General features: G+C 68.7%; 16 protein-coding genes. 4 read left to right on the top strand and 12 right to left on the bottom strand.

Annotated elements, in window-relative coordinates:
* Positions 1 to 14: 14 nt before the first annotated feature.
* Both SI859A1_RS18445 and SI859A1_RS18440 read right to left on the bottom strand, forming a co-directional pair.
* Positions 15 to 1,046, bottom strand: a complete 1,032-nt coding sequence (locus SI859A1_RS18445) for an aspartate-semialdehyde dehydrogenase (RefSeq protein WP_009211189.1) — start codon at positions 1,044 to 1,046, stop codon at positions 15 to 17.
* Positions 1,047 to 1,295: 249 nt separating this feature from the next.
* On the bottom strand, positions 1,296 to 2,249 hold the full coding sequence (locus SI859A1_RS18440) for a mechanosensitive ion channel family protein (protein WP_009211188.1): 954 nt from the start codon (positions 2,247 to 2,249) through the stop codon (positions 1,296 to 1,298).
* A 208-nt stretch (positions 2,250 to 2,457) separates the two neighbouring features.
* On the opposite strand from SI859A1_RS18440, the gene leuB reads away from it, so the two are divergent.
* On the top strand, positions 2,458 to 3,579 hold the full coding sequence (gene leuB / locus SI859A1_RS18435; RefSeq protein WP_009211187.1) for a 3-isopropylmalate dehydrogenase: 1,122 nt from the start codon (positions 2,458 to 2,460) through the stop codon (positions 3,577 to 3,579).
* A 309-nt stretch (positions 3,580 to 3,888) separates the two neighbouring features.
* On the opposite strand, the gene SI859A1_RS18430 is transcribed toward leuB, so the two are convergent.
* Together SI859A1_RS18430 and leuD are read right to left on the bottom strand one after the other, a co-directional pair.
* On the bottom strand, positions 3,889 to 4,503 hold the full coding sequence (locus SI859A1_RS18430) for a hypothetical protein (protein WP_244401076.1): 615 nt from the start codon (positions 4,501 to 4,503) through the stop codon (positions 3,889 to 3,891).
* A gap of 188 nt (positions 4,504 to 4,691) precedes the next feature.
* Entirely contained in the window at positions 4,692 to 5,297 is a 606-nt protein-coding gene (leuD, locus tag SI859A1_RS18425; protein ID WP_009211185.1) for a 3-isopropylmalate dehydratase small subunit, read from the bottom strand.
* Positions 5,298 to 5,443: 146 nt separating this feature from the next.
* Here leuD and SI859A1_RS18420 point away from each other — a divergent pair, with 146 nt between their 5' ends.
* From SI859A1_RS18420 to SI859A1_RS18410, 3 genes are read left to right on the top strand one after another with little or no spacing between them, the layout of a single operon-like run.
* On the top strand, positions 5,444 to 6,328 hold the full coding sequence (locus SI859A1_RS18420) for an HpcH/HpaI aldolase/citrate lyase family protein (protein WP_040326008.1): 885 nt from the start codon (positions 5,444 to 5,446) through the stop codon (positions 6,326 to 6,328).
* Positions 6,325 to 6,531, top strand: a complete 207-nt coding sequence (locus tag SI859A1_RS18415) for a DUF1737 domain-containing protein (RefSeq protein WP_009211183.1) — start codon at positions 6,325 to 6,327, stop codon at positions 6,529 to 6,531. Before SI859A1_RS18420 ends, SI859A1_RS18415 begins: the two co-directional genes overlap by 4 nt.
* Positions 6,532 to 6,578: 47 nt before the next feature.
* Positions 6,579 to 6,833, top strand: a complete 255-nt coding sequence (locus SI859A1_RS18410; protein WP_148233894.1) for a phage holin family protein — start codon at positions 6,579 to 6,581, stop codon at positions 6,831 to 6,833.
* Here SI859A1_RS18410 and SI859A1_RS18405 read toward each other — a convergent pair.
* From SI859A1_RS18405 to SI859A1_RS22205, 8 genes are all read right to left on the bottom strand, one after another.
* On the bottom strand, positions 6,779 to 7,162 hold the full coding sequence (locus SI859A1_RS18405; RefSeq protein WP_050767591.1) for a metallopeptidase family protein: 384 nt from the start codon (positions 7,160 to 7,162) through the stop codon (positions 6,779 to 6,781). The genes SI859A1_RS18410 and SI859A1_RS18405 overlap by 55 nt on opposite strands.
* Before the next feature lie 32 nt (positions 7,163 to 7,194).
* The gene (locus tag SI859A1_RS18400; RefSeq protein WP_009211181.1) at positions 7,195 to 8,487 is read right to left on the bottom strand and encodes a c-type cytochrome; all 1,293 of its coding nucleotides are present in this window, start codon (positions 8,485 to 8,487) and stop codon (positions 7,195 to 7,197) included.
* Positions 8,487 to 8,864, bottom strand: coding sequence for a hypothetical protein (locus SI859A1_RS18395; RefSeq protein WP_009211180.1), 378 nt, complete (start codon positions 8,862 to 8,864; stop codon positions 8,487 to 8,489). The genes SI859A1_RS18400 and SI859A1_RS18395 overlap by 1 nt, the downstream gene beginning before the upstream one ends.
* A gap of 9 nt (positions 8,865 to 8,873) precedes the next feature.
* A complete protein-coding gene (gene ctaD, locus SI859A1_RS18390; RefSeq protein WP_009211179.1) occupies positions 8,874 to 11,435 on the bottom strand; it encodes a cytochrome c oxidase subunit I in 2,562 nt (853 codons plus the stop codon).
* Positions 11,432 to 12,493, bottom strand: coding sequence for a cytochrome c oxidase subunit II (locus tag SI859A1_RS18385; RefSeq protein ID WP_148233893.1), 1,062 nt, complete (start codon positions 12,491 to 12,493; stop codon positions 11,432 to 11,434). The genes ctaD and SI859A1_RS18385 overlap by 4 nt, the downstream gene beginning before the upstream one ends.
* A gap of 137 nt (positions 12,494 to 12,630) precedes the next feature.
* Positions 12,631 to 16,146: an error-prone DNA polymerase gene (locus tag SI859A1_RS18380; protein WP_009211177.1), complete on the bottom strand. Its 3,516-nt coding sequence runs from the start codon at positions 16,144 to 16,146 to the stop codon at positions 12,631 to 12,633.
* Positions 16,143 to 17,696 (bottom strand): Y-family DNA polymerase, encoded by a 1,554-nt coding sequence (locus SI859A1_RS18375; protein WP_085931404.1) that lies wholly within the window; start codon positions 17,694 to 17,696, stop codon positions 16,143 to 16,145. The genes SI859A1_RS18380 and SI859A1_RS18375 overlap by 4 nt, the downstream gene beginning before the upstream one ends.
* Positions 17,662 to 18,636, bottom strand: a complete 975-nt coding sequence (locus tag SI859A1_RS22205; protein WP_009211175.1) for an ImuA family protein — start codon at positions 18,634 to 18,636, stop codon at positions 17,662 to 17,664. Before SI859A1_RS22205 ends, SI859A1_RS18375 begins: the two co-directional genes overlap by 35 nt.
* Positions 18,637 to 18,803 lie beyond the last annotated feature (167 nt).

The following is an 18,803-nucleotide window of genomic DNA, read 5'->3' as shown; positions in this document are numbered from 1 at the left end:
CGCGGAACGGTGCCTCAGGCGGCGTCGCGCTGCTTCAGGAGACCGCGATTGATCAGCAATTCGGCGATCTGGACCGTGTTCAGGGCCGCGCCCTTGCGCAGATTGTCGGCGACGACCCAAATGTTCAGGCCGTTGTCGAGGGTCTGGTCCTCGCGGATGCGCGAGATGTAGGTCGCGTCCTCGCCGGCCGATTCGTAGGGGGTGATGTAGCCACCGTCCTCATGCTTGTCGATGACGAGGCAACCGGGTGCCTCGCGCAGGATGTCGCGCGCCTCGTCGGCGGTGATCGGCTTCTCGAACTCGATGTTCACCGCTTCGGCATGGCCGATGAAGACCGGCACGCGCACGGCGGTGCAGGTGACCTTGATCTTCGGGTCGAGCATCTTCTTGGTCTCGGCCATCACCTTCCACTCTTCCTTGGTGGAACCGTCTTCCATGAAGACGTCGATATGGGGGATGACGTTGAAGGCGATGCGCTTGGTGAACTTCTTGCGCTCGATCTCATCGGCGACGAAGACCGCGCGGCTCTGCTTGAACAGCTCGTCCATGCCCTCCTTGCCGGCGCCGGAGACCGACTGGTAGGTCGAGACCACGATCCGCTTGATCGTCGCGACGTCGTGCAGCGGCTTCAGCGCCACGACGAGCTGCGCGGTCGAGCAGTTCGGATTGGCGATGATGTTCTTCTTGCGGAAGCCCTCGACGGCATCGGCGTTCACTTCCGGCACCACCAACGGCACGTCCGGATCGTAGCGATAGGCCGAGGAATTATCGATGACGACGCAGCCGGCGGCGGCGATCTTCGGCGACCATTCCTTGGAGATGTCGCCGCCCGCCGACATCAGGCAGATGTCGGTGCCGTTGAAATCATACTGGTCCAGCGCGACGATCTTCAGCGTCTTGTCGCCGAACGAGACCTCGGTTCCCTGGCTGCGGCGCGAGGCCAGCGCCACGACCTCGTCGGCGGGAAATCCGCGCTCGGCCAGGATTTCCAGCATTTCGCGCCCGACATTGCCGGTAGCGCCGACGACGGCGACCTTGTAACCCATGGGATGCAATCCTTCGCTCTCCCCGCTCACTCTTCGCACGCTCGCGTCTCTGCCCCGGGGGAGACCAGCGGGGCAGGCGGCGTCACAGAGTCGACGGTTTGACGGTGCAGCGTACGGACATGAGGCGCGATATGCGCGGATGCACGGGGCTTGTCAATTGCGCGGGCCGGGTTCGGCCCACCCGACAAGCCGCGATATCAAGCCTGCGGACCCCGCTCCGGCCCCTGCCTGGCAGGACTTTGTCGCTGCTCAGGCGGCGGCCTCGCGCGGTCGCGCCGCTTCCCTGAGCTGCCGGGCGATCTCGTCCCAGGCCCGCTGCTCGCCGGGCTTGACCGTGCGGGCGGCGCCAAGGCCCTCGAGCGCCTCCAGCGTGATCGCCTGCTGCAGGGCGCCCGCATCCTGGACGAGACAATAGAGCATGACGTGGAACTGCAACTTGCCGATGTCGGAGGTGCCGACCGTCACCTCGTAGCCCGGCCCGGCGATCTCGGCGCCCGCCTTGCCGGCCGCCAGCCGGTGGAAGCGCGTTGCCCGGTCGAGATCGTCGGCGAGCGCGGCTTCGGCCGCCGCCTCGATCCGCGCCTTGGTTTCGCGCACCGGCACCGGGCCTTCGAGCGTCAGGGTGAAGCGGTGCGGGAAGAAGTGCCGGGGCTGGGCGCCGACGCGCACCGGCCCGGTCAAAAGGATCGCATTCGGCAGCATCACCACGCGGCCGGTGCCCGAATGGCCGAGATGATGGGGCGGCAGCTCCATGATCGTCGTGGAGAACAGGCCGTGATCGATCACCTCGCCATGGATGCCGTTGATGTCAATGCGGTCGCCGACCTTGAAGAGATGGCCGCCGAACCGCAACACCGAACCGGCGATGCACATGATCAGTTCCTTGGTCGCCACGACCAGCGCCACCATGACGGCGGCCAGCGAGAACAGGAGGTTCTGGATCTCGCTCAGCCAGATGCCGAGCAGCGCCACGGCGACGACGGCATGGGTGATGGCGCGGATGGTGAAGCGGCGCTGACGGGCCTCGATCGGATCGGTATTGCGGGTGGCGAACCACTCGCCGGCCCAGCGCAGGCCGAATGTCGCCACGAGAATCGCGAGGCTCCACATCAGATTGTCGGCGATCGGGGTCGGGATGAAGAACGGCACGCAACTCTCCATGGCGTTGCCGGGCCGGGCCCTTGCGGGCCGGCTGCCAGACATGCGCCGACGCTTCCTTCGTATCGCCCGCTTATGGTCCTGCGCGGTTAACGGCGCCTTGACGGAACAAGGCCATTTGGCGGCATTTGTCGGGACGCCCCTGCCGGCTCGGCCACAATTGGCGAACCGGGCGCCGGATCGGCAGGGTGTCCAGCTGCGTCCTTTGGTGTAAAGCCGGCACGATGACTGGCACCATGGAGGATACGCCAAGATGACGACCCGCAAGCTCCTGCTCTTGCCCGGCGACGGGATCGGCCCCGAGACGACGGCACAGGTGGAGAAGCTAACCGCCCTGATGAACGAGACGGTCGGCGCCGGCTTCGAGACCGAGACCGCGCTTGTCGGCGGCTGCGCCTACGACGCGGAAGGCGCGCCGATCTCCGACGCGACCATGGGCCTTGCCATGGCCAGCGACGCGGTGCTGTTCGGGGCCGTCGGCGGGCCGAAATGGGATGGCGTCGACTACGACAAGCGCCCCGAGGCCGGGCTTCTGCGGCTGCGCAAGGACATGGAGCTCTTCGCCAATCTGCGTCCGGCGATCTGCTATCCGGCGCTGGCGGGGTCGTCTTCGCTGAAGCGCGAGGTGATCGAGGGTCTCGACATCCTGATCCTGCGCGAGCTTACCGGCGGCGTCTATTTCGGCGAGCCCAAGGAGATCATCGATCTGGGCAACGGCCAGAAGCGCGCCATCGATACCCAGGTCTACGATACCTACGAGATCGAGCGCATCGCCCGGGCCGCCTTCGACCTCGCCCGCACCCGTCGCGGCAAGGTGACGTCGATGGAAAAGCGCAACGTCATGAAGTCGGGCCTCTACTGGAACGAGGTCGTCACCCGCATCCATCGCGAGGAATATGCCGATCTGGAGCTGGAGCACATGCTGGCCGATGCCGGCGGCATGCAGCTGGTGCGCGCGCCCAAGCAGTTCGACGTCATCGTCACCGACAATCTGTTCGGCGACATGCTCTCCGACATCGCGGCGATGCTGACCGGCTCGCTCGGCATGCTGCCCTCGGCGTCGCTGGGTGCGGCCGACGAGAAGACCGGCACGCGCCGGGCGCTCTACGAGCCGGTGCACGGCTCGGCGCCGGACATCGCCGGCAAGGGCGTCGCCAACCCGCTGGCGATGATCGCCTCCTTCGCCATGTGCCTGCGCTATTCGTTCCAGATGGTCGCCGAGGCCGATGCGCTGGAGGGCGCGGTCGCCGACGTGCTGGAATCGGGCGTGCGCACCGGTGACATCATGGGCGAGGGCTGCCGCCAGGTCGGCACCGAGGAGATGGGCGACGCGGTGGCTGCACGCTTCCGCGAGACGCTCGCCAGGACTGCCTGAACGGGGCCGAGCAACGGCAAGAACGATCATCCCGCGTGACTGCGACGCAACCGCTCGGGGACATCTGCGTTGTTTGCGCAAGATAACTTCGACAGGAGCGCAGGATGATCAAGAGCATTCTCAAGGCAGTCATCGTCGGCTGGGTGGCCAAGAAGTTCCTCGGCCGCGGCGAAGAGCCCCGCCGGGCACCGCGCCGGGCCTGAACTTACCGCCCGTCGAACAGACAGACGACGACATGAAGACGACCGGCCTCGCGAGAGGCCGGCCGTTTTTCGTTCAGAACCTTGAAGAGCGCCGCGGCCGCGAAGCCTACATATGCTTCATCAGCTTGTTGCGCAGCGTCTTGCGGTCGCGGCGGCCGCGCATCTGACGCGTCTCCACCGAATGCGGCACGATCTGCCGGTTGCCGTCCTCGTCCTTCTTGATGGCGAAACTGCGCGTCGCGCCGACCGGCATCCGCTCGGTGCCGTAGAGCGCCACCACGGTCAGCACGAAGGTGTCGATCGTGGCGTTGCGGGTGAAGTCCGGATCGGTGCGGGTGATTTCCTTCAGCAGCTCGTCGAAATGCCCCAGATCCATGTAGCGCCCGGTGCCGAGGCTGCCCTGGCGCATGGCGGAATGAGGATCCTCGCCCAGGTCTTCCGGCAGGTCGCGCAGATCGGTGAGCGTGTATTCGCGCGTCTCGTCGCCTGCTGTGACCGTGGCCAGGAGGCTGGTCACATAGACCTGTTCGGCGCCCATATTGGTGATCAGGCAGCGCGAGCGGATGCCGTGGCCGGCGCCGCGGGTGATCAGGATGGAAGACCGGCGCTGGCGCCGGTAGCTGGTCACCATGATCTGCAGATAGACACCCCAGACGCCGAGCATGGCGGCGTTCAGGGCGACGTTGAGCGCGCCGCTGTTCTCGGACATCCAGGCGAGCATGCCGACCGATCCTTCCGGTACTGCGCTGCGACTCCCCACGGGCGACCCCCAAGGGCGCCCCAAAGGGCGGTCGCAGCGACGATGCTCCGCTTAACTGCCGCGGCTGGAGCGCGCGGCAACCGGCCGATTGATCCGCCGTCTATCGACCGCTGGCCGTCGAGGGCAACCGCGACGGCCGGGGATCAGGCTCAGGCCCAGGGACGGCGCTCGGCCAGATCCTGTTCGTAGGAGCCGATGGTCTCGGCCTTCTCCATGGTCAGGCCGATGTCGTCGAGACCGTTGAGCAGGCAGTGCTTGCGGAACGGGTCGATCTCGAAGGTGATCTCGCCCCCGTCGGGGCCGGAGATGGTCTGGGCTTCCAGATCGATGGTTAGGCGGGCATTGGCGCCGCGCTCGGCGTCGTCCATCAGCAGTTCGAGCTGCTCGGGCGTCACGGTGATCGGCAGGATGCCGTTCTTGAAGCAGTTGTTGTAGAAGATGTCGGCGAAGGACGTGGAGATCACGCAGCGGATGCCGAAGTCGAGCAGCGCCCAGGGCGCATGCTCGCGCGACGAGCCGCAACCGAAATTGTCACCCGCCACGAGGATCTCGGCATTGCGGTAAGCCGGCTTGTTCAGGACGAAGTCCGGGTTCTCCGAGCCGTCCCGGTTGAAGCGCGACTCGGCGAACAGGCCGGCGCCGAGGCCGGTGCGCTTGATCGTCTTCAGATAGTCCTTGGGGATGATCATGTCGGTGTCGATGTTGATGATCGGCAGTGGCGCCGCGATCCCGGTCAGGCGGTCGAATTTCTGCATGGCTCCATCCCCTTGGCTCGCCGATGGTGTCGGCGGATGTTCCTCGCCCGGGGAGATAGCATGGCGCCGCCGAGGCGCAAACCGGGGCGTCGCCCGGGCCGGCCCGGCGATTGCCTCGCGCAGCTGAATCGGCCATGACATCGGCCATGACCACGCCCTTTCGCCCCCGCCGCTCGCTGCTCTTCGTCCCCGGCGCCAATGCCCGCGCGCTGGAGAAATCCGACGGTCTCGCCGCCGACGGCCTGATCTACGATCTGGAGGATTCCGCCGCCCCGCACGAGAAGGACGCGGCGCGCGAGCGCCTGCGCACGCATCTGCAGGACAGCTCCTTCAAGGGCGAGCGGATCGTGCGGATCAACACGCTCGACACGCAGTGGGGCACCGAAGACCTCCTAATGGCGCGCGGAGCCGGGGTCGATGCGATCCTCCTGCCCAAGGTCGAAACCGTTGCGATGCTGCAAGAGGCCGCCGTCGCGCTGGCCGAAACTGACGCGCCGGACAGGCTGAAGCTCTGGGCGATGATCGAGACGCCGCTCGGCATTCTCGACGTCGGCACGATCGCCCGCGAGGGCAGCCGGAACCGGCTCGGCGCGCTGATCGTCGGGCCCAACGACATCGCGTTGTCCACCGGCATTGAACCGGGACCGGAGCGGGCCGAAATGATGCCGTGGATGATGCAGATCGTCGTCGCGGCGAAAGCCTACGACCTCGCCGTCCTCGACGGCGTCTATGCCGATTTCCGCAATACGGAGGGCTTTGCAACGGAATGCGCGGCCGGCCGGCGTATGGGCTTCGACGGCAAGACGCTGATCCACCCGAGCCAGATCACGGCGGCCAATCAGGCCTTCTCGCCCGATCCGGAGGCGGTCGCCTGGGCCGAGCGGGTGGTTGCGGCCTTCGCAGAGCCGGAAAACCGGGACAAGGGCGTCCTGCAGATCGATGGCCGCATGGTCGAGCGGCTGCATCTGACCCAGGCGCAGGCACTTCTCCAGATGCGCGACAGCATCGCCGAACGCGGGACGACGGCATGAAACTCTACCGCTTCCTTTCCGGGCCGGACGATTCCAGCTTCTGCCACAAGGTCTCGCTCGCCCTCTCCAAGGGCTGGGAGTTGCACGGCTCGCCGACCTACGCCTTCGACGCGGCGGCCGGCGCGATGCGCTGCGGCCAGGCAGTGACCAAGATCGTCGAGGGTCGCGACTACGATCCGGCCATGAAGCTCGGCGAACAATAACCGACATTCTGCGAGGAAACGGCTCGGGCCGATGCCCGAACCGCGGCGTGACCATGCCCGAAAAGACGAAACGCCATCTGGAATCGGCCCTCGGCTACGGCATCGGCTGTGCCGCCTTGGGCCTGTTCGGCGCCGCCTGCCTGACGGTCTTCGCGCTTCTGGCGCTGGCCATGCCGATGACCGTCTCGATCGTCACCGGCACACTGGCCGTGCTGGCGTTTCTGGGCTGGCGCAAGCGGCGTCGGCGTCAGGCGACCGAGTCCTCCAGTGCCTCCATGTCCTCGTCCGACAGGCCGAAATGATGCCCGATCTCGTGGATCAGGACATGTGAGACGAGGCTGCCCAGCGTCTCCTCGTGCTCGGCCCAGTAGTCGAGGATCGGCCGGCGATAGAGCAGGATCCGGTTCGGCAGTTCGCCGGTGACCGGGCTGCCGAGATCGCCGATGCCGCGGCCCTCGAACAGGCCGAGAATGTCGAAGGGGCTGTCGAGCGCCATCTCCTTGACGACGTCGTCGTCGGGAAACTCGGCGATGAGGAAGCGGATCTCGCCCGACAGGGCCCGGAACTCGGCCGGCAGCTCGTCATAGGCCTTGATGGCGATGGCCTCGATCACGTCGAGACCCGGCGCCATCCGCCCTTCCCAGTCCGCAGGCGTCGCGCCGCTCACGGGCGGATCTCCTGATGCCGGCCATCTCCGGGCGCGGTCTGTCCGTACCAGGCCGCGGCGGCCTCGATCTGCTCCTCGGTAAGGTGCTTGGCGATGTTCGTCATGACATGGGCATAGGCGGTGCCGCCGCGCTCCCCCTCCTTCCACAGATGCAACTGGGTCTTCAGGTACCATTCGGGTTGGCCGGCCAGACGCGGATAGACGGCGTTGCGGGCCGGCTCCCGATTGGCGCCATCGGCGCCGTGGCAGCTTTCGCAGGCCGGCAGCTTGCGCTCCGGCAGGCCGTCTTCGGCAAGCCGTCGGCCCAGCGCCAGAAGCCCGTCCCGTGTGTCGGGCGGGCCCGAGGCCGCTTCCCCCGGCACGGCGCGTTCGGTCTCGGTCTTCGGCGTTTCGACAGGGGGCGTCGCTGCGGCCGCGTCGGATCCGACCCCACCCGTCGCCGCGGGGCCTTCGGGTCCTTCGACGCCAGCGAAATGCTCGGCGAGACGCGCCAGCATCTCGGCATCGTAGCGCCGGGCCGGTGGCTGCATGAACCCGCTGGCGCGCTCGCCGTTGGAATAGGCTTGCAGGCTGGCCAGAAGATAGTCGGCCGGCTGTCCGGCCAGAACCGGAAAGGTGCCGTCGGGCCCGCGGCCATAGCCGTCGCGGCCGTGGCAGCGGGCGCAATCGGCCAGCGCGTCCTCGAAGGCGAGTTCGGCGCCGTTGGACAAGGTGGTGTTCTGCGCGCCATTCCCACTGTCCAGCCCGCTATCGCCGCCGCTGGCCAGCGCCAGATCGTCATAGGCGGCCGGCGACATGCCGGGCAGGGCGCGCAGGAAGGCCACCTGCGCCCAGACCTCGTCGGCGCGCGCCTGTGTCGGCCAGGCCGGCATGCCGGTATATTTGATGCCGTGCTGGACGATCCAGAACAGCTCGCGATCGGACCATTCCGGCACACGTTCCTCGAGGCGCGGCGGAGCCGGCGTCATCGACAGGACGACCGGCGACTGGGCCTCGGTCGGGCTGCCATGGCAGACGGCGCAGCCGGTGGCGAAATGCCCGGCGCCGCGCTTGACCAGTGCCGGGTCGGACAGGTCGAGATCGTCGGGAACGCTGACGGCTAGCGACTGCTTTTCGGCGGCGTTGCCCATGACCCAGTGCAGGAACCAGCCGAAGGGCGGGAAATGCCCGGAGGAGGCTGAGATCGGCACCATGCCGGACCAGCCGAGGGCGAAGGCGGCAACGACGCCGGCGGCCGCGGCGGCGCCGATCCGCTTCCAGGTCAGGATGAAATCGATCCGCTTGCGCATTACCGGCAGTCCGCGATCATGATGACGGGCAGGACGTCGAAGATGACGCCGACGAAGGACAGGGCGGCGAGCAGCAGCGTCGAGAATTCCAGGAACCGCTCCCGGTCCTCCGGCGTATCGCGATCGTGGCGATGGCCGCCGCCCCCGGCCGACCAGTCGCGCCAGGCGCGGCGAAAGCCGTAGGCGATGGCCAGCAGCGACAGGAGCGTGACGACGCCGATGGCGATCCGCGCCGTCGCCAGATCCTTGAACAGCCAGCTCTGCGGTGCGCAGGCATAAGCCGCCACCGTGTAGCTGAACAGGAAGTGCAGCGCCCAGACCAGCGGCGCCGCGATCAGCGTCCACAGATCGTCATAGGTGCGTTTGTCGACCGACATGTTCGCCTCCTAGACCAAGAGCGGGAAGAGCGAGATCGTCACCACCGTTGCCAACGCGGTCGCGGCCATGAAGTGCCAGTAGAGCGCCACATTGTGGATATCGATGTCGAAGACCGGCGTCAGCTTTCCGGCCAGCGAACGGGCGAGGCAGTAGGCGAGCATCAGCGCGCCGACCGCGCCATGGGCGGCGGTCCAGATGACCAGTGTCCAGACGATCGCCGGATGGACGTGGACCGTGGGGTCCATGTTGGTGGCGTAGGGCGCCCAGACCAGGGCCGCCGCGGCCGCCAGGCTGATCGCCGCCGCGCCGCCCATCAGGAGCCGCGACAGGCCGACATGCGCACGGCTGTTGGCGACGAGCGCCGCCTGCGCGCCGATCCAGGCCGCCGCGAACAGCCCCAGCGACACCAGCGGCCAGAGCAATCCCGGCCCTTCCGAGACCGGCGGCGGGAAGTCGGCATGGATGGTGAAGAAGAAATAATAGCCGAAGGCGAGCCCGGCAAAGGCGGTGCCGTCGCCGACCATGGTGATGAACATCGCCCACCAGCCGACCGAATGCGGGCCGGACGTATAGAGCGGCAGCGACAGGCCGCGTCCGACGTCCTTCTCCATCTTCTCCGGGACCACGGCGGTGCCGCGCCACAGCCAGACGATGATCGCCGCCGTCGCCAGCACCATCGCGGCGATGGTGGCGTACCAGTAATGGAACGTCGCCAGGATGAAGACCGCGCCGAGGAAGATCGCCGCCCAGAAGGTCATGAAGGTCGGCCCCGGCACCCGCAGGCACTGGATCGGTCGCCCGTCGAGAACGCTGGTGACGATGGTCTCGCGCTTCATCTCGACGGCGTCGGGCAGATAGAACCGCCCCTTGTCGACATCGTCGATGAAGTTCGGCTGGTCCCAGATCGGATAGCGGGTGCGCACCAGCGGGATCGAGCGCACGCCCCAGTTCTCGCCGGGCATCTCGCCGAGCCATTCCAGCGTGCCGGCGTTCCAGGGATTGCGCTTGGCGTAGGGCTCCTTGCCGCGTGGCCGCAGCACATCGCCCACCACCACCAGGAAGCCGGCGGCGAAGACGAAGGCGCCGATTGTCGAGATCAGGTTGGGGATCTCGAGCCCCAGCGCTTCCGGATAGGTCCAGACCCGTCGCGGCATGCCCATCAGGCCGGACCAGTGCATCGGCATGAAGGCGACGTTGAAGCCGACGAACATCAGCCAGAAGGCGATCTTGCCGAAGCGGTCGGACATTTTCCGCCCGCCGATGAGCGGCCAGTAATAATAGACGCCGGCCACCACCGGGAACAGCATGCCGCCGATCAGCACGTAATGGAGATGAGCGACGATGAAATAGGTGTCGTGGGCCTGCCAGTCGAAGGGGGCCAGCGCGATCATCACGCCGGTCAGTCCGCCGATGACGAAGATCGCCAGGAAGCCGGAGACGAACAGCATCGGCACCGAATAGATCACCCGGCCGGTCAGGAGCGTCGCCAGGAAGACGAAGATCTGCACGCCGGTTGGGATCGCCACCGCCTCCGAGGCCGCCGAGAAGAAGCCGAGCGAGATCGACGGCAAGCCCGTGGCGTACATGTGGTGGACCCACAGGCCGAAGGACAGGAAGCCGGTGCCCACAGCCGCCAGGACGATCCAGGAATAGCCGAGGATCGGACGCTGGGCGAAGGTCGGCACGATCATCGCCAGCAGCGCGATGGCCGGCAGGAAGACGATGTAGACCTCCGGATGGCCGAAGATCCAGAACAGATGCTGCCACAGCATCGGGTCGCCGCCGCGCGTCGGGTCGAAGAAGGGCCAGTTGAACAGCCGTTCCAGCTCGAACAGGATGTCGCCGGCGATCAGCGGCGGGAAGGCGAAGAGGATCATTCCCGCGACGACCAGCACGTACCAGCCATAGAGCGGCATCAGGTTGAGCCGCATGCCGGGCGGCCGGCATTTGAGCGTGCCGACGATCAGCTCGACCGCCGCGGCGATCGATGCGACCTCGATGAAGGACAGGCCCAAGAGCCAGATGTCCGGGCCGTAGCCGGGCGAGAACCGCTCCTGCGTCGTCAGCGGCGGATACATGAACCAGCCGCCCTCGGGGGCCGAATCGAAGAAGATCGAGCCGCAGACGAAGACGCCGCCGATCAGGAAGCACCAGTAGCCGAAGGCCGACAGGCGCGGGAAGGGCAGGTCGCGCGCCCCCAGCATCTGCGGCAGCAGGATGATCGCCACGGCCTCGAAGATCGGCACCGCGAACAGGAACATCATCACGGTGCCGTGCAGCGTGTAGACCTGATTGTAGAAGGACGCGGTCAGGAAGTCGTTCTCAGGCACCGCCAGCTGGCTGCGGATCATCAGTCCGAGAACGCCGGCAAACAGCATGAAGGCGAAGGACGTCGCCGTGTACCAGATGCCGACTTCGGTGTTGTTGACCGCCGACCAGTAGCGCCAGCCCTTCGGGGCGGCCCAGACCGTGCGCAGCCGGTCCTCCTGCTCGCGGCGGACGGCCGGGTCCTCCTGGTCGCGATCGCTCGCGCCGGTGATCGCCGGGTTGTCGAAGGGTATCTCGCTCATTCGAGGCGTCCGAGCCATTGGGCGATCGCGTCGATCTCGGTGTCCGGCAGGACGCCGAAGGACGGCATCTCGACGCCCGGCTTGACGTGATCGGTGGAGTGGATGAAGCGGGCGATATTGGCGACATTCGTCGGCAGCAGGCCGGCGGCGATGGTCTGGCGCGAGGCGATGTGGGTCAGGTCCGGGCCGACGCGGCCGTCGGCCTCGGTGCCGCGGACCGTATGGCAGGCGCCGCAGCCATTCTTCAGGAACAGCGCTGCGCCGGGATCGTCGGTGACGGCAGCCGGCCGGGCCAGGGCCGCGACGCGGGCGTCGTACTCGGCCTGCGGCACCACCACGACGCGCAGCCCCATCTGGGTATGGGCATCGCCGCAGAATTCGGCGCAGACGCCGTTATAGACGCCTTCGCGGGTCGGCTCGAGCACCAGCCGGTTGACCCGGCCCGGAATGGCGTCGGTCTTGCCGGCGATGGCGGGAACCCAGAAGGAATGGATCACGTCGGGGCTGCCGAGCAGGATTTCCGTGCGCCGGCCGAGCGGCAGCCAGAGCTCGTTGGCGCTCTCGATGCCGCCGTCGGGCAGGCTGCGCACCGCGCCCGGCTCGCCCTCGACATCGTAGGCGATGCGCCACCAGAAGCGCTCGCCCGAGACCGCGATGGTCGGCCCGTTTGCGGGGCGACGCAGCTCCGGCATCATGGCGAGCCCCCAGATCAGCAGGCCGCCGAGGACGACGACCGGAAAGACGCCGCCGCCCCAGATGATCAGGTAGAGGCCGGTGCGCTCGCTATGGGCGCGGGGCCGGGTCTTCGTGGCGTAGATCCCGAGGCCGATGACAAACAGCCAGATCGCGATCGATCCGACTAGCATGACCCAGAACAGGAAGGCGACGTCGGTGGCCTCGGCGCCGGCGCCCTCGAAGACCGATTGCGGTCCGGCGCAGCCGGCCAGGAGCGCCAGTCCGGCCGGGGCGGCAAGACGCGCGACCCGGCCCGGCCGCAAGGCGGCGGGCAATCTGCGACGGCTGAAGGTCCCGGTCGTGAGCGGCCGCGATGCCGGCATCGTCATCCTTTCGATATGGCGCGGTCGCCGGATTTCCGGACGCCCCTCGTGGCGCCCTTATCGGCAGATAGGCGCCGTCCGGGCTTCGGCCAGAACGAAAGTGACGACCGCGCCCACATCGCTCCGGCCGGGCCGGATCATTGGAAATTGCGACCCTTGGGCAGCACCTCCCGGCTCTGGCGTTCGGCCATGCTGCGCTGGATCGGGCCGTCGCTTGCCGCCACCATGCGCAGGTGCCGGTGGGCCAGCCGCTTCTCGTCGATCGGCCGGCGCACCTCGTCGGCGCGGGCAAGGGCGGCGCCGAGCGAGACGGCGAGTTCCGCCGCGTCCACGTCACCGGCCTTGGCCGCATCGGGGGCAAGGCCGGCCGGACGGCTGGAAGGCCGCCGCAGCGGGCTCTTCACGTGATCGGCCGGCGCCAGGGCGTAGTCCGTCGTCGCGCCGCCATCGGCAACGCGCATCAGGAGCGGCGTCAGGTCCTCGATGGTCTGGGCGACGACATGGATGACCCCGTGGTCGGACTGCATCCGGCCGGTCACTTTGACGAAACGGGCCCCCAGGACGAGGGCGCGGTGGCTTTCGAAGACCTTCGGCCAGACGATGATGTTGGCGGTGCCGGTCTCGTCCTCGATGGTCATGAAGATGACGCCCTTGGCCGAGCCGGGCCGCTGGCGGATCAGGACGAGGCCGGCGACCGTGACCCAGCTGCCCGAGCGCAGGCGCTCCAGCCGTTCGTCGGGGATGACCCGCAGGGCATCCAGGTCGCGGCGCACGAAGCTCACCGGATGCGCCTTCAGCGACAGCGACAGGAAGCGATAATCGTTGATCACCTCTTCGCCGACCGGCATCGGCGGCAGCGTCGCGTCGGGCTCGGCCTGCAGGTCGCGGGTCGCCGCCTGCTCGAACAGCGGCAGCCGCTCCGACGAGCCCTTGGCGTCGAGCGCCCGGCAGGCCCACAGCGCGTCGCGGCGGCTGTAGCCCAGCGAGGCGAAGGCGTCGGCATCGGCCAGCCGCTCGATGGTCGCGCGTTTCAGCCCGGAGCGCAGCCACAGGTCGCGCACGGAATCGTAGCCCGCGCCCCGGACCTCGACCAGCGTGCGCATGTCGGCCTCGCCGAGGCCCTTCACCTGCCGGAAGCCGAGACGGACCGCGTGGCGCGTGCGGATGTGGTCGCGCATGCCGGCATTGCGGGCCTTCATCCGTCCGGGATCGAAGGGGGCGGCCTCCAGCGACTGGTCCCAGCCGGAACGGTTGATGTCGACCGGCCGCATCTCGACACCGTGCTCGCGGGCATCGCGCACGATCTGCGAGGGCGCGTAGAAGCCCATCGGCTGGGCGTTCAGGAGAGCGGCGGCGAAGACGTCGGGGTAATGGCATTTCAGCCAGCAAGAGGCGTAGACCAGCAGCGCGAAGGAGGCGGCGTGGCTTTCGGGAAAGCCGTATTCGCCGAAGCCCTCGATCTGCTTAAAACAGCGCTCGGCGAAGTCGCGTTCGTAGCCGCGCGCCACCATGCCCTCGACCATCTTCTTCTGGAAGGTGTGGATGGTGCCGACCCGCCGGAAGGTCGCCATGGCGCGGCGCAGCCGGTCGGCCTCGTTCGGCGTGAAGCCCGCCGCGACGATGGCGATCTTCATCGCCTGTTCCTGGAACAGCGGCACGCCGAGGGTGCGGCCGAGCACCTCGCGCAGTTCCTCCTTGGGGAAGGTGACCGGCTCCAGCCCCATCTTGCGGCGCAGATAGGGGTGGACCATGTCGCCCTGGATCGGGCCGGGCCGCACGATGGCCACCTCGATGACCAGGTCGTAGAAGCAGTCGGGCCGCAGCTTGGGCAGCATGGTCATCTGCGCCCGGCTCTCGATCTGGAAGACCCCCAGCGTGTCGGCGCGCTGGATCATCGCATAGGTCGGCTGGTCGTCCTGCGCCTTGGACAGGTCGGCCAGCGTCAGCGGCAGGTCGTAATGCTGCTGCAGGAGATCGAAGGCGCGGCGCAGGCAGGACAGCATGCCCAGCGCCAGGATGTCGATCTTCAGGATGCCGAGCTCGTCGAGATCGTCCTTGTCCCATTCGACGATGGTGCGCCCCTCCATGCCGGTGTTGAGGATCGGCACGACCTCGTCGATGCGGCCCTTGGTGATGACGAAGCCGCCGACATGCTGGGACAGATGCCGGGGAAAGCCGGACAGCTCGGCGGAAAAGGACAGGACGTTGGCGGTGGTGGCGTCCTTGGCCGACAGGCCGGCGGCGGCAGCCTCGCGCTCGCCGAGATCGGCGGAGGAATAGCCCCAGACCGAGCCGGACAAGGCCGAAACCGCATCCTCCGACAGGCCGAACGCCTTGCCGACCTCGCGGGCGGCCGAACGCGCCCGGTAGGTGATGACCGTGGCGGCGATGGCGGCGTTGTCGCGGCCGTAATGCTCGTAGATGTACTGGATCACCTCCTCGCGGCGCTCGTGCTCGAAGTCGATGTCGATATCCGGCGGCTCGCGCCGGTCCGAGGAGATGAAGCGCTCGAACAGGAGGCCGGCCCGCTCCGGCGAGACCTCGGTGACACCGATGCAGAAGCAGACGACGGAATTGGCCGCCGAGCCGCGGCCCTGGCACAGGATGCCCTTCTCGCGGGCGCCCTTCACGATGTGGTGGACGGTGAGGAAATACGGCTCGTACTGCAATTCGCCGATGATCTTCAGCTCGTAGTCGATCCGCGTCGTCACGCTGGCCGGCACGCCCTCCGGATAGCGCCAGCGGGCGCCCTCATGGGCGAGATGGCGCAACTCCTCGGCCGGCGAGCGCGACAGCTTCAGCGCCTCGTCGGGATATTCGTAGGCCAGGCTCTTCAGATCGAACTGCAGCTCGGCGAAGAACCGACCGGTCTCGGCGATCGCCTCGGGAGAATGGCGGAACAGCCGCTCCATCTCGTGCGGCGCCTTCAGGTGCCGCTCGGCATTGCGCGCCAGCAGGAAACCGGCCTCGGCCAGCGGCACATGCTCGCGGATCGCGGTCATCACGTCCTGCAGCCGGCGCCGGCCGGGCGCGTGGTGGAAGGCGTCGTTGGTGGCCAGCATCGGCGTGCGGCAGCGCGCGGCCAGATGCGCCGCCCGTGCCATGCGGCGCTGGTCGAGCCCGTCATGAGCCGGCGCGACCGCCAGGCGGACGGCGCCGCCGAAGGCCTCGCGCAGCCGGTGTAGCGGGTCGGCGAGGCCGGCCTCCATTGCCGCGGCGTCGCCGTCCTGTCCGCAGCCGAGCGCCTGGGGTGCGATCATCGCGAGGTTCAGCCCCTCGCCCCATTCCAGAAGGTCGGCAAGGGTGAGGATGCAGCTGCCCTTGGTCGCCCGCAGATTGCCGCGGCTCAGAAGCCGGCAGAGCCGGCCCCAGCCGGCGCGGTCGCGCGGATAGGCGAAGATGTCGGGCGTCGCGTCGGAAAACACCAGCCGGGCGCCGGGCGCATAGGGCAATTCCGCCTCGCGCGCGGCCTGATGGGCGCGCACGACGCCGGCCACGGTGTTGCGGTCGGCAATGCCGAGGCCGGCGAGCCCCAGGCGGTGGGCGGTGACCACCAGCTCCTCCGGCTGCGACGCGCCGGCAAGGAAGGAAAAGCAGCTGGCGACGCCGATCTCGGGAAAGGCCCGGGGCTCGCGATAAGGCTCGATCCTCATGCGAAGATGCCGTGCAGGAACCAGGCCGGGCGTCCGTCCGGCACCTGCAGTTCGGGATCGACGGCCGGGTCGGCGCAGCCCTCACGAAACAGCCAGAAGCGGCGGCCGGCCTCGTCCTCGACGCGGTAATAGTCGCGGGCCGCCGCGTCGGGCTGGCGCCACCATTCGCCGGCGAGGCGCTCCGGCCCCTCGGCCCGGCGCACCACGTGCAGCGCCCGGCGCCAGCGAAATTTCAACGGCGCGCCGTCCGGCACCTCGAAGCTCGCCTCGATCGCTTCCGGCATGGCGAGCAGCCGCAGCGGCCGCGGCGCCGTCTGCGGCGCGGCGACCGGTGACGGCCTTGCCAGCGCCGCCGAGCCCGCTGCCATCGGCTGCCAGCGCTCGGCCCGCTCGGGCCAGTGGCTGGCGACGGCGTCGAGCCGCAGGACGCTGGCCTCGCCGAGCCGTGCCCCGAGCCGGTCGACGAGACTGCCGAAGGCGTCGCTGCCGACGGTCTCGCCGGACAGGTCGGTCTGCAGGTCCGGCATCGGCTCGGTGGCGTAGATGGCGAGCTTGACGAGATCGTAGCCGAAGCCGGCGTCGAATTCCTCGCCGAGCCCCTTCATGCGCTCGCGGAACAGGCGCTGGATGGCGGCGGGCTCGCGCACCGGCCGCGAGGCGCCGACCACCAGCCGGTTGACCGCTCCGTCGACGCGGAACAACGACAGTTCGAGCTGCCGCGCCCCGACGCCGCGCCGCTCCAGGTCGCCCTTCAGCCGTGCGGCGAGCAGCAGGAGGATGCGCTCGACGTCGTCGGTCAGGCTGATCGGCTCGAACAGCCGCCGCTCGGCGGTCAGGTCCGGCACCGGCCGGCGCGGGCTGATCGGCCGGGAGGCGCGGCCAAGCGCGGTGTCCAGGCGGGCGAGGAGATCTTCGCCGAAGCGCCGCGCCAGCCCGGCGCGGGGCAGCGCCAGCAGCGCGTCGATGGTCTTCAGGCCGAGACGGCGAAACATCGCCGCGACCGGCGGCTCCAGCCGCAGCGCGGCGACGGGCAGCGGCGAAACGGCGGCCAGTTCGTCGTTCTCGGCGACGATGGCGCCGCCGCGCCCCCTGCCGCCGCCGACCAGCGCCAGGGCGGTGCCGGCATGGCTGGCGATCGCCGCGAGCGCGGCGAGGCCCTGATGGAACAGCCGCACCAAGAGGTCGTCCATCAGCGCCCTCTCGCCGCCGAAGAGATGGGCGCAGCCGGAAATGTCGAGGACGAGACCGTGCGGCGCGTCGAGGGCGACGAGCGGCGTGTAGCGGTCGCACCAGTCGGCGACCGCTTCCAGAAGCCGCCGGTCGGCCGCCGGGTCGGCAAGCATGACCTCCATGTCCGGAAACCGCGCCTTCGCCTCGGCCAGGCCGCCGCCCGCCGCCAGCCCCATGGCCTCGGCCGCTTCGCAGGTCGCCACGATGCGGTTGGCGTTGCCGACGGTTTCGTAGAGCGCCAGCGGCGCCGGGCGGACGCTTCTGTCGCCGTCGCCGGCCGCTCCCTTACGAGGCGCGTCGGAGCGCCACGACCGTCCCATCCGCTCGCGCCGGATCCGGTCCGTCGACAGCCGTGGAAACGAGAGGGCGAGATAGCGGTTCGGAACGGGCCGGGGGGCCGAAACGTCGCTCATGGGAATTCCACTCCAGGACTACATGCTGCGGGCGACCGTCGCGGGATTTCTCCACCGTGACGTCGAAGACCGGGTGGCCGATGAGCTTGTCGCGGTCGGCCAGATCGGCGACGCGGCTCGCCGGCCCCGGCCGGATCCGCAGCCGCAGCGGCGCGGCGGTGGCCTCGGGACGGGCGCTCTGGCGCAGCAGCAGCAGCGGCAGGCCGGCCTCGCGGGCGCGCAGATGCAGCCGCCGGGTGCCGTCGAGGCCGAGCCGGGCGGGATTGCCGCGCACCTCCAGGATCGCCATGGCCAGCGCTCGCGAGGTGGCGGCTTCCTCGCCGGCCCAGGCCGCCTCGTCGAGCTTGCGGGTCTTGACGAGGCAGAGCGCGGCGGGGTCGAGGCCGAAGCTCGCGAGCCCCGGCAGATAGGGAAGCCCGGCCTCGGAAAACGCCATCATGTCGCCGATCCACAGGAGCGGCCGGCCGGGGCGTGCGCCGAAGCGGATCGCCAGCGCCAGCGCGAAGCCGGCGAGCGAGCCGCCGTCGCGGGTCTCGTCGAGATGGATCTCGGCCAGTCCCGCCGCCGGAAAGCCGCCGCCGAGCGCCGCATCGGCCGCGGCGTCGCCGAGCGACAGGAGCTTCGGCATCACGCGTCGCACGGCTGCTGCGTCGCCCTGGTGGCGGGTGTCCGCAGCCGTGTTCTCCAGCCGGCAGACCGGCTCGCCCTCGATCTGCGCGATGCTCTCGCGCAGCTCCGACAGGGCACGATTCCTAGCAAAGTCCCGGTCCGTGCCATACAGGCGAACGGGCGCGGGCGGGGCCGCGCGCCGGGGGGCGGCCAGCGCGGCGGGATCGGTCGAGGCCATAGGATTCTCCTTCGATCACAAGGGATTCGCGATCGCTCCGCCTCACCAAGAGGTTTGTTCCTGATATGTTCCTATGGATTCCAGAGCGGCCCTGGAGAGTCAAGCCGAGTCTGCACGGGCCCGTGCGCCGTCTTCGAGAAGGGCAGGATTCCTAATCGCCTGTCTTG

It is taken from the genome of Aurantimonas manganoxydans SI85-9A1 (assembly GCF_000153465.1).
Lineage (GTDB): Bacteria > Pseudomonadota > Alphaproteobacteria > Rhizobiales > Rhizobiaceae > Aurantimonas > Aurantimonas manganoxydans.
The sequence above is the reverse complement of the archived record's forward strand: the minus strand, read 5'-3'. Positions and strand labels throughout refer to the sequence as shown.

What these genes read in the sequence shown, in the direction of transcription:
- SI859A1_RS18445 (WP_009211189.1), bottom strand. Translation starts at nt 1,046, where the DNA reads ATGGGTTACAAGGTCGCCGTCGTCGGCGCTACCGGCAATGTCGGGCGC.
- SI859A1_RS18440 (WP_009211188.1), bottom strand. Translation starts at nt 2,249, where the DNA reads ATGTCTGGCAGCCGGCCCGCAAGGGCCCGGCCCGGCAACGCCATGGAG.
- leuB (WP_009211187.1), top strand. Translation starts at nt 2,458, where the DNA reads ATGACGACCCGCAAGCTCCTGCTCTTGCCCGGCGACGGGATCGGCCCC.
- SI859A1_RS18430 (WP_244401076.1), bottom strand. Translation starts at nt 4,503, where the DNA reads ATGCTCGCCTGGATGTCCGAGAACAGCGGCGCGCTCAACGTCGCCCTG.
- leuD (WP_009211185.1), bottom strand. Translation starts at nt 5,297, where the DNA reads ATGCAGAAATTCGACCGCCTGACCGGGATCGCGGCGCCACTGCCGATC.
- SI859A1_RS18420 (WP_040326008.1), top strand. Translation starts at nt 5,444, where the DNA reads ATGACCACGCCCTTTCGCCCCCGCCGCTCGCTGCTCTTCGTCCCCGGC.
- SI859A1_RS18415 (WP_009211183.1), top strand. Translation starts at nt 6,325, where the DNA reads ATGAAACTCTACCGCTTCCTTTCCGGGCCGGACGATTCCAGCTTCTGC.
- SI859A1_RS18405 (WP_050767591.1), bottom strand. Translation starts at nt 7,162, where the DNA reads ATGGCGCCGGGTCTCGACGTGATCGAGGCCATCGCCATCAAGGCCTAT.
- SI859A1_RS18400 (WP_009211181.1), bottom strand. Translation starts at nt 8,487, where the DNA reads ATGCGCAAGCGGATCGATTTCATCCTGACCTGGAAGCGGATCGGCGCC.
- SI859A1_RS18395 (WP_009211180.1), bottom strand. Translation starts at nt 8,864, where the DNA reads ATGTCGGTCGACAAACGCACCTATGACGATCTGTGGACGCTGATCGCG.
- ctaD (WP_009211179.1), bottom strand. Translation starts at nt 11,435, where the DNA reads ATGAGCGAGATACCCTTCGACAACCCGGCGATCACCGGCGCGAGCGAT.
- SI859A1_RS18385 (WP_148233893.1), bottom strand. Translation starts at nt 12,493, where the DNA reads ATGCCGGCATCGCGGCCGCTCACGACCGGGACCTTCAGCCGTCGCAGA.
- SI859A1_RS18380 (WP_009211177.1), bottom strand. Translation starts at nt 16,146, where the DNA reads ATGAGGATCGAGCCTTATCGCGAGCCCCGGGCCTTTCCCGAGATCGGC.
- SI859A1_RS18375 (WP_085931404.1), bottom strand. Translation starts at nt 17,696, where the DNA reads ATGGGACGGTCGTGGCGCTCCGACGCGCCTCGTAAGGGAGCGGCCGGC.
- SI859A1_RS22205 (WP_009211175.1), bottom strand. Translation starts at nt 18,636, where the DNA reads ATGGCCTCGACCGATCCCGCCGCGCTGGCCGCCCCCCGGCGCGCGGCC.